This window comes from Aestuariivirga sp. (genome assembly GCF_047600585.1).
Classification (GTDB): Bacteria; Pseudomonadota; Alphaproteobacteria; order Rhizobiales; family Aestuariivirgaceae; genus Aestuariivirga.
The window spans coordinates 3314112-3326692 of record NZ_JASGKP010000001.1 but is presented as its reverse complement, the minus strand read 5'-3'; the positions used below and the strand labels follow the sequence as shown (position 1 = coordinate 3326692).

Genomic DNA, 12581 nt, shown 5'->3' with positions numbered 1-12581 from the left:
TTCGCTAACATTAACACATGATGTAATTACATCTTTACATCACTCATCGTTTCCCGCAGAGAGAGGGTGCCCCCGCCCATTCCTCTCTGATGGAGAACCGTGTCATGAACGCCCTCAACGAGCCCGTCATTCGTGCCGAACTCGCCAAGATCGGCCTGCGCTGGGCCAATTGCATCTCGTGGAATGCCGGGGTTGCCGAGCTGTACCAGCAGGCGATCGAGCGCGGCGAAGCCCGCGTCGCTGAAGGCGGCACGCTTTCGGTGATGACCGGGGCCCACACCGGCCGCAGCCCCAAGGACAAGTTCATCGTCCGCAATGCCGCAGCCAATGATTCGGTCTGGTGGGAGAACACCGCGGGCCTCAGCCAGGCCCAGTTCGACCAGATCAAGGCCGACATGCTGGCCCATGCCCGGCTCAAGTCTCTCTTCGTCCAGGACCTTCATGCCGGCGCTGATCCCGCGCACCGCCTCGAGACGCGGGTGATCACCGAGTTCGCCTGGCAGGCGCTGTTCATCCGCAACCTGCTGATCGTGCCCAAGGACGATTTCGCCAGCGCACCCGGCCTCACCATTCTCTGCCTCCCCACCTTCAAGGCCGATCCCGCCCGCCACGGCACCCGCAGCGACGTGGTGATCGCCCTCGACCTTGCCCAGCGCCTCGTCCTCATCGGCGGCACGCATTACGCGGGCGAGATCAAGAAGTCGGTCTTCACGGTGATGAACCACATCCTGCCCGAACAGGGCGTTCTCCCCATGCACTGCTCCGCCAACCTCGGCGCCATGGGCGACACCGCCGTCTTCTTCGGCCTCTCGGGCACCGGCAAGACGACGCTCTCCACCGATCCCGAACGCGCCCTCATCGGCGACGACGAGCACGGCTGGTCTGCGAACGGTGTCTTCAACATCGAGGGTGGCTGCTACGCCAAGGCGATCAATCTCTCCGCCACGGCAGAGCCGCAGATCCATGCCGCCGCCCACCGCGTCGGCAGTGTCCTCGAGAATGTCATCGTGGATGAAGACCACAGGCCCCACTTCGAGGACGGCAGCGTCACCGAGAACACCCGCGTGGCCTACGACATGGCCGCCATTCCGGGGGCGCGGCTCGATGGCCGCGGCACGATCCCCAAGACCATCATCATGCTGACGGCAGATGCGTTCGGCGTGCTGCCGCCCGTCGCAAAGCTCACGCCCGAACAGGCGATGGAGCACTTCATGGCCGGCTACACCGCCAAGGTGGCGGGCACCGAGCGCGGCGTGAAGGAACCGCAGGCCACCTTCTCGGCCTGCTTCGGACAGCCCTTCCTCACCCGCCATCCCCGCGACTATGGCCGGATGCTGAAGGAGCTCATCGCCAAGCACAATGTCGCCTGCTACCTCGTCAACACCGGCTGGACCGGCGGCGCCTATGGCGTGGGCAAGCGCATCCCCATCGACGTGACGCGCAAGATCGTCCGCGCCGCGCTCTCGGGCGCGCTCGCCGATGCGCCCACCCGCACCGACCCGCATTTCGGACTTGCCGTGCCGAAGCTTCTGGCCGGCGTGCCGGAGACGGTGCTCGATCCGGCCAAGGGCTGGGCCGACGCCAAGGCCTATGAGGCCACCGCGCAGAAGCTCGTCGGCATGTTCGCCGAGAACGCCAGGCGCTTTGCCGAAACCGGGGAAACCTCGCGCCACGCGGCGGAGTGAACAGCACCGCTTTGCTATTGCGAAGCGGCAGGAATTCGAGTGTCATCCCCTCCGAACGAGAGGCCTGTGAAGGGCCCGGTTTGAGAGGGGATCGCCCGAATGACCGGACTGCTGGCACTCAGCAGAACGCTTGACGCGCTGGCGCGATGGCTTGGCATCGTGGCGAACTGGCTCGTGCTCTTTGCCACGCTCGCCTGCGCCCTCGATGCCATTCTGCGTTATAGCGTCGGCGGACTGCTTGCGCTTGCGCATGCTACGGGCGGCGAAGGCGAGATCAGCAAATTCCTGTTCGGCCTCTACCGCGACAACTCCAACACGCTGCGCGACCTGCAACTGCTGATGTTCGCCGGCATGGTGATGCTGGGCTCGTCGTGGACGCTGAAGCTGAACGAACATGTGCGCGTCGACCTCCTCTACACCTCGGTCAGCGACAGGGCCCGTACCTGGATCGATCTCACCGGCACGCTGCTCTTCCTCGCGCCCTTCTGCATCATCATGATCTATTTCAGCTGGGGCTGGTTCCTGGAGTCGTTCCTCCAGAATGAAATGTCCCAGAATGCCGGCGGCCTGCCGCGCTGGCCGCTCAAGTTCTTCCTGCCTTTCGGCTTCTTCCTGATCCTGCTGCAGGGTATTTCCGAACTGATCAAGTGCATCCACTCGCTTGCAACCGGCCAGCGCCGGGAACATGCCTACGAGAAACCGGTGCAATGATCGCATTCATCACCCACAACATGGCCCCGCTGATGTTCGCAGGGCTCATCCTCTTCATGATCTACGGCTATCCGGCGGCCTTCTCGCTCGCCGCCGTCGGGCTGTTCTTCGGCTTCGTCGGCGTCGAACTCGGCCTGATCGCACCCAACTTCCTCGGCAACATCATCTTCCAGCTCGAAGGCGTGCTGCGGAACGATCTCCTGCTCGCCATTCCCTTCTTCACCCTGATGGGCGCCATCCTCGAGCGCAGCGGACTGGCCGAAGACCTGCTCGATGGCTTCGGGCAATTGTTCGGCGGCGTGCGCGGCGGTCTCTCCTACGCCGTCATTCTCGTGGGTGCCGTGCTGGGCGCCATCACCGGAACGGTGGCGGCCTCGGTGATCGCCATGGGGTTGATCTCGCTCCCCGTCATGATGCGCTACGGCTACAACATCCGCCATGCCACGGGCGTGATCGCCGCTTCGGGCACCATTACGCAGCTCATTCCGCCCTCCCTCGTGCTGGTGGTGCTGGCCGACCAGATGGGCGTGGACGTGGGCGAGATGTACAAGGGCGCCATGGGGCCGAGCGTGGTGCAGGTGCTGCTCTTCATGGCCTTCGTGCTGCTCGTCTCGATCATCCGCCCGGGCGATGTGCCGGCGCTTCCGCCGGAAGCCCGCACCATCCGCGGCTGGGCCCTGCTGAAGCGCTGCATCCGCGGCATGGTGCCGTCGCTCGCCCTCATCTTCCTGGTGCTGGGCACGATCTTCACCGGCTTTGCCACCGCCACGGAAGCAGGCGCCATGGGCGTGCTCGGCGCCTTTGCGCTCGCTGCCATGAACGGCAGGCTGAACCGCCATCTCGTCTGGAACGGCATGCAGACGACCATGCGCATCACCGCCATGGTGGTGCTGATCCTGATCGGGGCGCGCGTCTTCAGCCTCGTCTTCCAGGGCGTGGGCGGCAAGGAGTGGATCGAAGGCATGCTGACCTCGCTGCCGGGCGGGCAGGTGGGCTTCCTCATCGCCGTCAACATCTTCGTCTTCGTGATCGCCTTCTTCCTCGACTTCTTCGAGATCGCCTTCATCATCGTGCCGCTGCTGGCGCCGGTGGCGCAGGCGCTCGGCATCAATCTCGTCTGGTTCGGCGTGCTGCTGGGCGCCAACATGCAGACGAGCTTCATGCATCCGCCCTTCGGCTTTGCGCTCTTCTATCTGCGCGGCATTGCACCGGCGACGGTACGAAGCCGGGACATCTACTGGGGTGCGATCCCGTGGGTGATCCTGCAGTTGATGCTTGTGGGCATCCTCATTGCCTTCCCCGAGATCGTCACCGCCTTCCTCGACAAGGAACTGGTCATCGATCCCAACTTCGAGGTGATCGTGCCGCAGACGGAGCAGACGCTCGATCCGAATGCGCCACCGCCCATCGATCTCAACACGCCGCCACCCATCAATTGAAAAAGGCCCCGGAGACCGGGGCCTTTGCATGAAGCGATGGTCGGGAAGATCAGAGCGCCTTCTTGCGCTGCTGCCCCATCATGAAGGCGTCGAACTGGTATTCCGAGAACTGCGCCCAGAGATAGGCATCGCCGCGGAAGGCCATCATGGCGTCATGCAGCTTCTTGAAGGGGGCGTTGGTGGCGGAAATTTCCGCATAGGTTTCGTTCGCCGCCTTGAAGCAGGCTTCCATCACGTCCTGCGGGAAGGGGGCAAGCTTGGCGCCGGCGGCCGCAAGCTTCTTCAGCGCACCCGGGTTCACCGCATCATACTTCGCCAGCATGGAGGTGTTCGCGGCCTGGGCCGCAATCTTCACCACGTTCTGGTAGTTGGCGGGGAGTTCCGCCCACTTCGCCGAATTGGTCATGACGTGCAGCATGGCGCCGCCTTCCCACCAGCCGGGATAGTAGTAGTAGGGCGCCACCTTGTAGAAGCCGAGCTTCTCGTCATCGTAGGGGCCAACCCATTCGGCGGCGTCGATGGTTCCCTTTTCGAGCGCCTGATAGATTTCGCCGCCGGCGATCTGCTGCGGCACCACGCCGATCTTGGAGATAACCTTTCCGCCGAAGCCGCCGATGCGCATCTTCAGGCCCTGCAGGTCCGAGACGGACTTCAGCTCCTTGCGGAACCAGCCGCCCATCTGCGCACCGGTGTTGCCGCACGGATAGGCGACGAGGTTGTGGCCGGCGAGGAACTCGTTCACGAGGTCGATGCCGCCGCCAAAATACATCCAGGCATTCTGCTGGCGGGCATTAAGGCCGAAGGGCACCGCGGTGGCGAAGGCGAAGGCCGGGTCCTTGCCCCAGTAGTAGTAGGAGGCGGTGTGGCACATCTCCACCGTGCCATCACCCACCGCGTTTGCGGCTTCGAGGCCGGGAACGATTTCGTTGGCGGCGAAGACCTGGATCTGGAACTTGCCGTCGGTGGCGTCACTCACGTATTTCGCGAAAGTCTCTGCCGCGCCGTAGATGGTGTCGAGCGCCTTGGGAAAGCTCGAGGTCATGCGCCATTTGAGTTCGGGTGCTGATTGCGCAATGGCGGGCGCGGCAAGGGCCGCTGTGGCGCCGGCGGCAACGGTGCCGGTCTTTGCAAAGAAGGTGCGTCTGTTGAATGACATTCGGTTTCCTCCGGGATGGGCGTATTTGTTGTCGCCTCAGTGCCTGCAACTATGGCAAGGCGGGGAAACGGTTTCAACTGCGCAGGCACCATATGAAAAACAAAAGGGGCCCGAAGGCCCCTTGGAACGATGCGGGTGAAAAGGTCTCAGCCTTTGCCCTTCGGCGCCATGATCATGATGATCTGGCGGCCCTCGGGCTTCGGATCGAGTTCCACCTTCGCGATCTCCGCCATCTCGGCCTTCACGCGCAGCAGCAGCTTGTAGCCCAGGTCCTGGTGATCCATTTCGCGGCCGCGGAAGCGCAGCGTCACCTTCACCTTGTCGCCCTCTTCGAAGAAGCGCTTGGCCGCGCGCATCTTCACTTCATAGTCGTGATCGTCGATCATCGGGCGCAGCTTGATTTCCTTGATCTCGATGACGCGCTGCTTCTTGCGCGCCTCGGCGGCCTTCTTCTGCTCCTGGAAGCGGAACTTGCCGTAGTCGAGAATCTTGGCGACCGGCGGCTTCGCATCCGGCGAGATTTCCACGAGATCGAGTCCGGCCTCTTCCGCCATGATCAAGGCCTGCCGCGTGGGCACGACACCGACATTGGCTCCGTCTGCGCCGATCAGGCGCACCTCACGGGCATCAATGCGGTTGTTGATCTTGTGCTCCTCCTCTTTCTGAGGAACAGGGGCATTGCGGTTGAACGAAGGGCGGCGTGGGGGAAGGCTCAAGTGGTCGGTCTCTCCTGGTTGTGGTCCGCCGGGCCCGGCAAAGAGGTTTTGCGAATCCGGCGGCCATTGGTTAGCAAGGAAAAACGTTGAAATGAAGGGGTTTCAGCAGCCATGGGCCGCATCGCATTTGATGAGGATTTGAAGGGTTTCCGCCTGGCCTACATGAAGGACGGGGCGGCCGACGACATCGGCCCCTGCGGCTTCTTCTGGCTGGGCGGCTACAAGTCGGAAATGACGGGGACAAAGGCTGAAAATCTGGCAGACCTCGCCCGCGCCACCCGGCGGAACTTCTTCCGCTTCGACTACTCCGGCCATGGCCAGTCGGACGGGCTTTTCATCGACGGGACCATTTCGGACTGGCTGGAACAGGCCACCCACATGTTCCTCCGCCACACCCAGAACCCCCGGATCATCGTCGGCTCCAGCATGGGAGGCTGGCTCGCCCTGCTGCTGACCAGGCGCCTCCTGAAGGAGGACCCGCTGGCCGCCCGCCGCATCGCGGGTCTGGTGCTGATCGCGCCCGCCACCGACATGACCAAGGAACTGATGTGGGACGAGTTCGACCGGGATGCCCGGACCGCGCTCGTTGAGACCGGCGTTTTCCGCCGCCCCTCCGCCTACGGCGAGCCCTATCCCATCACGCTCCGCCTGCTGGAGGATGGCACCCAGCACCTGCTGCTGGAGGAGGGCATCAGCCTGCCCGTACCGGTGCGCATCCTGCAGGGAAGCGCCGACACCGACGTGCCGCCCGCCCATGCGGTCAAGACTTTCGAGGCCATCACCGCCACGGACCTGACCCTCTCCTTCATCAAGGATGGCGACCACCGCCTCTCCACCGCCGTGCAGCTCCGCATCATCCAGGAGACGGTGCTGCAGCTGGCGCTCAGGGCCGACGGGGTGCGCTACTGAGCGAGCCGCTGATGTGCCGGACCAGTTCGCCGAGGCCTTCCCGGTAGCTCGGGTAGAGGAAGCGGTAGCCAAGTTCGCTCTTCACCTTGCCGTTCGAGACCCGCTTCGAATCCGCATAGAAGCTTCGCGCCATGGGCGAGAGCTCCGCCTGCTCGAAGGGAATGTCTGGCGGCACGGGCTTGCCCAGAAGCGCAGCGGCATGTTCCACCACATCCTGCGGTGGGCGCGGCTCATCATCGGCGACATTGTAGGCGGTGCCCGGATGGGGCTTCGCCATGGAGGCGAGCAGGATGCCGGCAATGTCGTCGACGTGGATGCGGCTGAACACCTGGCCCTCCTTGATGATGCGCTTGGCGCTGCCGTCGAGGACGGTTTCCAGCTGGTTCCGCCCCGGCCCATAGATGCCGGCGAGGCGGAAGATGTGAAGCGGCAGGCCATGCCTCGCATGGAGATCGAGCCACGCCTCTTCGGCGCGCAAGCGGCGCCAGCCGCGCTCGGTGTTGGGGGTGAGCGGTGTCGCCTCGTCGATCCATGCGCCGCCATGATCGCCATAGACGCCCGTGGTGGAGAGATAGGCCGCCCAGGTGATGTGCCGCGCCTGTTCTGCCAATGACACACCGAAGCGCTGCAGCACCGGGTCACCTTCGGCCTCGGGCGGAACCGACGAGACGATGTGCGTCACATCAACCGGAAGCTCCGTGGACTGATTGAAATCGAGACGGCCGATGCCCTGCGCGCGCAGGGCCTCCGCACTTGCGGGCGAGCGGAAGCTGGCGCTGATCTTCCATTCGGCACGGTCAAGGCGGCGGACGAGGGCTGCGGCCGAGAAGCTGTAGCCGAAAAAGAGAATGTGCTTCATGCCTGCCATTCCCGCTGCACGTCTTCGTCGGTTTCAGTCTTCATCATGATCTCGCGTATCTGCCCGTGCTGGTCCGCTGGCGCAAGCGCCCCATGCGCCCAGACCGCCATGGCCCGCACGAGGGGTGAGGGATCGTGGAGACAGGCTGTGATGGCGGGCAGCAGGCTTGCATCACCGCTGTTGCCTGCCGCGATCAGGCAGTTGCGGAGGAAGCGGTCGCGGCCGATCCGCTTCACGGGCGAGCCCGAGAACAGGGCGCGGAAGCCCGCATCGTCGAGCCGCAACAGATCCGCGAGTGCAGGCGCCACGAGATCATCCCGCGCCGTGAGCTTCATCTCGGTGCAGGCGAGCGCAAACTTGTTCCACGGGCAGACTGCAAGGCAATCGTCGCAGCCGTAGATGCGGTTGCCCATGGGCTTGCGGAATTCCCGCGCGATATGGCCCTTGTGCTCGATCGTGAGGTAGGAAATGCAGCGCCGCGCATCGAGCTGGTAGGGCGCAGGGAAGGCCTTCGTCGGGCAAATGTCGAGGCAGGCGCGGCAGGTGCCGCAGTGATCCTGTTCGGCCTCATCGGGCGCAAGCGTCGCATCGGTGAGGATGGTGCCGATGAAGAACCAGTTGCCGGCCTCGCGCGAGACGAGATTGGTGTGCCGCCCCTGCCAGCCGAGGCCGGCCTGTGCTGCAAGCGGCTTTTCCATCAGCGGTGCGGTGTCGACGAAGATCTTCACCTCGGCGCCCGAGGCGCGGGCGAAATCCTGCGCCAGCCGCTTCAGCTTGCCCTTGAAGACGTCGTGATAGTCGCGGTTGAGCGCATAGACGGAGATGACGCCCACGGATTTTTCATCGAGCCGTGACATGGGATCGATCGCCGGCGTGTAGGGCTGGGCGAAGACGATCGCGGACTTTGCATCGCTCCACATGGCATCGGGCGAGGCCCGGCGCTCTGCCGTCTCCTCCAGCCAGTCCATGTCGCCCGCGTGCCCGGCCGCGATGAAGTGGTTGAGCCGAGCCGCAGTCTCATCGGGAAGGCGTGCGCGTGTCACGCGAAGAAGCGGCAGGCCTTCCGCGCTGGCACGGGTCCGCAGGCGAGAAAGCGCGCGGGTCAGCGTCTCAGAAGTCGAGCTCGGCATAATGCGCCGCCGGGGCCACGCCCGGAATCGTGTCGCCGAGGAGAACGCGGAAGGAGGGCCTCGACTTGATGCGGCTGTACCAGGTCTGCGCCACCGGATGGTCGGCCCAGTTGATTTCACCCAGATAGTCGATGGCCGAGATGTGGGCCGCCGCCGCGAGATCGGCGAGCGAGAGATCGTTGCCGGCAAGCCACGAGCGCTGTTCGGCGAGATAGCCGAGATAGTCGAGATGCGGCTTCAGCATCTGGAGACCTGCGCGCATGCGCTGCATGTCGGGCGAGCCGCGGCCATTGCCCGGTGCTGCCACGAAACGGCGGATCACCTTTTCGGTGAGCACGGGCTCTGTCACCTCGGCATAGAACTTGATGTCGAACCAGGCCACGAGGCGGCGCACCTCGGCGCGAGCAAGCGCGCTGCCCGGAACGAGCGGCCGCTCCTTGCCGAGGGTTTCCTCGAGGTATTCGGTGAGGGCCTCGGCCCCGGCAACGGATGCGCCGTTGTCCTCCACATAGACCGGCGACAGGCCCGCGGGGTTGAGATCAAGCAGGGTCTGCGATGGCTGCCACGGACGCTCCTCGATAAGCGTGGCGGCCACGCCGTATTCGGCGAGCGCCAGACGCATGCGGCGGCCCTGGGGGTCGAGTGTGAAGTGGTGCAGTTGCGGCATTGGTCCGATTATGGAGTCAAGAGGGGTTTGGCCCGTACAAAAATGTAACCGGGACAGGCCATTGCCCCCGCTTTTGGCCGCATTTATGACGTTTGTCCACGGGCGGCATGCGATTCGGGACCGGATGTCTGGGCCCTTTCGTTCTGGGGTGGGCGGCGACAACATGACAACTTCCGAGTTCCTGCAGATCATTGTCCTGGCCTTGATCCAGGGCATCACCGAATTCCTGCCCATCTCTTCCTCGGGCCATCTCATCCTCGTGCCCGCCATCACCGGCTGGCCGGACCAGGGCGTGCTCACCGACATGGTGACGAACGTGGGCTCGCTGCTTGCCGTGATCATCTATTTCTGGCGCGACGTGGTGGGCATGATGCGGGGCGCGCTCGATCTCGTGCAGCGGCGCACCACCGCCAACAGCCGTCTCGTCTTCCACGTGGTGATCGGCACCATTCCCATCGTGCTCGTCGGCCTCGTCATGAAGGTCACCCACCTCGACGACCACATCCGCAGCCCGCTTCTCGTGGCGGCGAATGCCATCGTCTTCGGCATCCTGCTCTATGCCGCGGATGCTTTCGGCCTGATGACGCGCATGATCAAAGACATGAACTGGGTCTCGGCCATCATCATCGGCGTGGCGCAGGCCTTTGCGCTTTCACCCGGCACCAGCCGCTCCGGCATCACCATGACGGCGGCCCGCGCGCTGGGCTTCAACCGCGTCGAGGCGGCGCGCTATTCCTTCCTGCTGTCGATCCCGGCAAATGGCGCGGCGTCGGCGCTGGTGATTGGTGATGCGCTGAAGAACGGTGAACCGATCAGCGGCCCGGTCATCATGACGGGCGTACTCACCTTCTTCGTGGCGCTGCTGGCAATCGCCTTCCTCATGCGCATCCTGCGCACGGTGAGCTTCCTGCCCTTCGTGATCTATCGCGTCGTGCTGGGGGGCGCGCTTCTGGGACTGATCGCCGCCGGCGTTCAGTTGGGAACGGTGAACTGACCTTCCTTGCGGAAGCGGTAAAGATAGGTCGGAACAATCGCCGAGAAGCTGCGCGGATTGATGCCGAGCCCCGGCAGGTCGCGGCCTTCCGCCTTGGCGGCAGCGCTCACCACATTGTCGGCACGCAGCAGATCCACCTGATCGGCAGTGATGGGCGCACCCGGCAGCCAGCCCAGAACCGTGCCCATGAGCTTTGCTGCACTCCACGGCAGCGGCACCAGCAGGCGCTTGCGCTGGGTCACGTCGAGCACATACTGGAACATGTCCTTGAGGGTGGAGACGGCAGGCCCGCCCAGCTCATAGGTCTTGCCCGTGCCCACGCCGCGGTCGATCAGGGTGGCGATGGCTTCCGCCACGTCGCCCACGAAGACGGGCTGCACCTTCACGTCGGGGCCAATCACCGGCAGCACCGGGGCGATGCGCACCATCGCGGCCATGCGGTTGAAGAAGCGGTCGTCGGCGCCGAAGACCACTGACGGCTGCACCACCATGGCGCCCGGAAAGATCTTGCTGATCGAGGCTTCGGCCTTGGCCTTGGCGCGGGCCGCGGCACTGGGCGAGTTTTCGCTGGCGCCGATGCCGGAGACCATCACCAGAAGCTGTGCGCCCGCCTGCTTGGCGGCCTTGGCAATCGCCTCCGAACCGAAGACGACGACGCCTTCGAAGGTCTGCGAGCCGGAGGCGGTATCGAGCCCCGTGGCGTTGACCACGGCATAAGCGCCTTCGCAGGCCGCCTGCACCGAGGCCGGGTAGCGCAGGTTCGCCTGCACGAGGGCGATCTGCCCCGGGGTGCCGAGCGGCAGCACGGCGCCCGCTAGGTCGGGGCGGCGGCAGGCCACGCGGATGCGGTAGCCGCGCTTGGCGAGGCTCTGGACCAACTGGCGGCCGATGAAGCCGGAACCGCCGAACACCGTGACGAGCGAATTGGAGGGAAGGGAAACCAAGGATGCGCCTCGTGATGGAAGGGGGTGAAATCGGCCGCCCTTTTAGCGATTTGCCTGCGCGTTGCAAAGACAAGACGTCGACGCAGTTGGGCCGCAGCGGGGCCGCACGGCAGCCTGAAAGCCTTGGTTGACAATATGCGTCAGGCCCGCGTAAGAGGCGCTCCGAAACTGGCCCAGATGGCGGAATTGGTAGACGCACTAGTTTCAGGTACTAGCGCTGAAAGGCGTGGAGGTTCGAGTCCTCTTCTGGGCACCAAACTTCAGACAAGGCATTGTCTGAGCGGATGGACAGGCAGGTGAATGGTCAGGTGAACACGGGGCCATTTGCTGGGCTGGTGCCGGGTCAAACCGCCCGACTGCCGATCGTCACGGTACATAGCCGCCAGATCGTTTGAGGAGAGCCGCTGACGGCCTTCTGGCAACCAAAATTCTCCAGGCAGACCTCAGGAATTGCCGTTGGCGACTCGTTTTGGGGCGCGGCGGCCACTCTATGCGGCCTCCCGCAGTCGCCTCGACAAGCGGGCCAGCGCATCCCCGCTGCACCCTGTAAGCGCCCGGATGGCCGCCCACCCATGCGGCGGAAATGGTCCCCTTCAATCCGCTGCTGTATGAGCCTCCTGCGGAACGGCCCAGCCAGGTCCATGGCCAACTGCGGTCCAACTACCAGCGTCAGGGCTTGAATCTGTCAAAGCACTTCAAGCCATTTCCAGGATAAGGGTCGATTATTTCTGCCGCGCCTCTCGAAGCGCCAGGGCCCGGTTCACCATCAACTGCCGTTTCTCGAAGTGGTCGGGCGCACGAAACAGGCCGTGCACCTGGCCGGGGTCGAGGTTTTTGCGGGGGACATCCATGCAGAAGTGTTTTCCTCCCGACAGCAGTGAAAGGGCGATGTCATCGCCGCGCTCAAACGGAGTCAGGCGCAGGATGTCGCCATTGGCCTGGGCCAGAAGCTCTTTGGAAAACAGCATGAACTGTCCGAGGACGATATCAACATCTCCAAAGGCCTTCTCTCTGGCGTATTGGCCGCCCTTCAGGTTGCGGCCCATAAATCCATGAATCCGGTGCGGTGCGGCCTGCTGCAGGCGATGCAGGGCAATAATATCTTCCGGGCGAAACAGAAGATCGTCATCATGAAACATGATGGTGTCGTTCTTCGCCATCATGGCCAGGCCCAGGCGGGCGTAGGCCTTGAAGTTGTGGCTGGAATTCACGGCAATGATGCTGGGATGCCGCAGCATGAGATCCGGATTGTTGTTCCAGACCAGAATTTCCGATACGATCCCCGTGGCTTCCAGCTGGCCGACAATCAGCGGAATGTTGTTGGGGCGCTTCCAGCTGAGCAGAACGGCAGTGACAGTCATGAGCGTTGAT

General features: G+C 64.0%; 13 protein-coding genes and 1 tRNA gene. 7 read left to right on the top strand and 7 right to left on the bottom strand.

Annotated features, from left to right (window positions below; all coding sequences use genetic code 11):
• Positions 1–104: 104 nt before the first annotated feature.
• The 3 genes from QM801_RS16370 to QM801_RS16360 all read left to right on the top strand — a co-directional run bounded on the left by QM801_RS16370 (position 105) and on the right by QM801_RS16360 (position 3835).
• A complete protein-coding gene (locus QM801_RS16370) occupies positions 105–1685 on the top strand; it encodes a phosphoenolpyruvate carboxykinase (RefSeq protein ID WP_415020272.1) in 1581 nt (526 codons plus the stop codon).
• Positions 1686–1784: 99 nt separating this feature from the next.
• Positions 1785–2396, top strand: coding sequence for a TRAP transporter small permease subunit (locus tag QM801_RS16365; protein ID WP_415020271.1), 612 nt, complete (start codon positions 1785–1787; stop codon positions 2394–2396).
• Positions 2393–3835, top strand: coding sequence for a TRAP transporter large permease (locus tag QM801_RS16360; RefSeq protein ID WP_415020270.1), 1443 nt, complete (start codon positions 2393–2395; stop codon positions 3833–3835). Before QM801_RS16365 ends, QM801_RS16360 begins: the two co-directional genes overlap by 4 nt.
• A 49-nt stretch (positions 3836–3884) precedes the next feature.
• Here QM801_RS16360 and QM801_RS16355 read toward each other — a convergent pair whose 3' ends face one another.
• Together QM801_RS16355 and infC are read right to left on the bottom strand one after the other, a co-directional pair.
• Entirely contained in the window at positions 3885–4991 is a 1107-nt protein-coding gene (locus tag QM801_RS16355) for a TRAP transporter substrate-binding protein (protein ID WP_415020269.1), read from the bottom strand.
• 146 nt (positions 4992–5137) lie between these two features.
• Positions 5138–5707, bottom strand: a complete 570-nt coding sequence (gene infC / locus QM801_RS16350; protein ID WP_415020268.1) for a translation initiation factor IF-3 — start codon at positions 5705–5707, stop codon at positions 5138–5140.
• 111 nt (positions 5708–5818) lie between these two features.
• Between infC and QM801_RS16345 the strand changes: the two genes are divergently transcribed.
• Positions 5819–6616 (top strand): alpha/beta hydrolase, encoded by a 798-nt coding sequence (locus tag QM801_RS16345; protein WP_415020267.1) that lies wholly within the window; start codon positions 5819–5821, stop codon positions 6614–6616.
• Here QM801_RS16345 and QM801_RS16340 read toward each other — a convergent pair.
• Genes QM801_RS16340 through QM801_RS16330 form a run of 3 tightly spaced genes read right to left on the bottom strand, consistent with a single transcriptional unit; the run spans position 6591 to position 9272 of the window.
• Positions 6591–7475: an SDR family oxidoreductase gene (locus tag QM801_RS16340; protein ID WP_415020266.1), complete on the bottom strand. Its 885-nt coding sequence runs from the start codon at positions 7473–7475 to the stop codon at positions 6591–6593. The two genes, QM801_RS16345 and QM801_RS16340, sit on opposite strands and share 26 nt — an antisense overlap.
• Entirely contained in the window at positions 7472–8605 is a 1134-nt protein-coding gene (gene queG / locus QM801_RS16335) for a tRNA epoxyqueuosine(34) reductase QueG (RefSeq protein ID WP_415020265.1), read from the bottom strand. The genes QM801_RS16340 and queG overlap by 4 nt, the downstream gene beginning before the upstream one ends.
• Entirely contained in the window at positions 8586–9272 is a 687-nt protein-coding gene (locus QM801_RS16330; protein ID WP_415020264.1) for a glutathione S-transferase family protein, read from the bottom strand. Before QM801_RS16330 ends, queG begins: the two co-directional genes overlap by 20 nt.
• Positions 9273–9435: 163 nt before the next feature.
• Here QM801_RS16330 and QM801_RS16325 point away from each other — a divergent pair, with 163 nt between their 5' ends.
• The gene (locus tag QM801_RS16325; protein WP_415020263.1) at positions 9436–10266 is read left to right on the top strand and encodes an undecaprenyl-diphosphate phosphatase; all 831 of its coding nucleotides are present in this window, start codon (positions 9436–9438) and stop codon (positions 10264–10266) included.
• On the opposite strand, the gene QM801_RS16320 is transcribed toward QM801_RS16325, so the two are convergent.
• Positions 10245–11210: a complex I NDUFA9 subunit family protein gene (locus QM801_RS16320; protein WP_415020262.1), complete on the bottom strand. Its 966-nt coding sequence runs from the start codon at positions 11208–11210 to the stop codon at positions 10245–10247. The genes QM801_RS16325 and QM801_RS16320 overlap by 22 nt on opposite strands.
• 171 nt (positions 11211–11381) lie before the next feature.
• Here QM801_RS16320 and QM801_RS16315 point away from each other — a divergent pair.
• A tRNA-Leu gene (locus QM801_RS16315) sits at positions 11382–11466 on the top strand.
• 327 nt (positions 11467–11793) lie between these two features.
• The gene (locus QM801_RS16310) at positions 11794–11925 is read left to right on the top strand and encodes a hypothetical protein (protein WP_415020261.1); all 132 of its coding nucleotides are present in this window, start codon (positions 11794–11796) and stop codon (positions 11923–11925) included.
• A 7-nt stretch (positions 11926–11932) separates the two neighbouring features.
• On the opposite strand, the gene QM801_RS16305 is transcribed toward QM801_RS16310, so the two are convergent.
• Positions 11933–12571, bottom strand: a complete 639-nt coding sequence (locus QM801_RS16305) for a hypothetical protein (protein WP_415020260.1) — start codon at positions 12569–12571, stop codon at positions 11933–11935.
• Between the last annotated feature and the right edge of the window lie 10 nt (positions 12572–12581).

Bases quoted from the DNA above. Each gene is read 5' to 3' on its own strand.
- QM801_RS16370 (WP_415020272.1), top strand. From the start codon at position 105: ATGAACGCCCTCAACGAGCCCGTCATTCGTGCCGAACTCGCCAAGATC.
- QM801_RS16365 (WP_415020271.1), top strand. From the start codon at position 1,785: ATGACCGGACTGCTGGCACTCAGCAGAACGCTTGACGCGCTGGCGCGA.
- QM801_RS16360 (WP_415020270.1), top strand. From the start codon at position 2,393: ATGATCGCATTCATCACCCACAACATGGCCCCGCTGATGTTCGCAGGG.
- QM801_RS16355 (WP_415020269.1), bottom strand. From the start codon at position 4,991: ATGTCATTCAACAGACGCACCTTCTTTGCAAAGACCGGCACCGTTGCC.
- QM801_RS16345 (WP_415020267.1), top strand. From the start codon at position 5,819: ATGGGCCGCATCGCATTTGATGAGGATTTGAAGGGTTTCCGCCTGGCC.
- QM801_RS16340 (WP_415020266.1), bottom strand. From the start codon at position 7,475: ATGAAGCACATTCTCTTTTTCGGCTACAGCTTCTCGGCCGCAGCCCTC.
- queG (WP_415020265.1), bottom strand. From the start codon at position 8,605: ATGCCGAGCTCGACTTCTGAGACGCTGACCCGCGCGCTTTCTCGCCTG.
- QM801_RS16330 (WP_415020264.1), bottom strand. From the start codon at position 9,272: ATGCCGCAACTGCACCACTTCACACTCGACCCCCAGGGCCGCCGCATG.
- QM801_RS16325 (WP_415020263.1), top strand. From the start codon at position 9,436: ATGACAACTTCCGAGTTCCTGCAGATCATTGTCCTGGCCTTGATCCAG.
- QM801_RS16310 (WP_415020261.1), top strand. From the start codon at position 11,794: ATGGTCCCCTTCAATCCGCTGCTGTATGAGCCTCCTGCGGAACGGCCC.
- QM801_RS16305 (WP_415020260.1), bottom strand. From the start codon at position 12,571: ATGACTGTCACTGCCGTTCTGCTCAGCTGGAAGCGCCCCAACAACATT.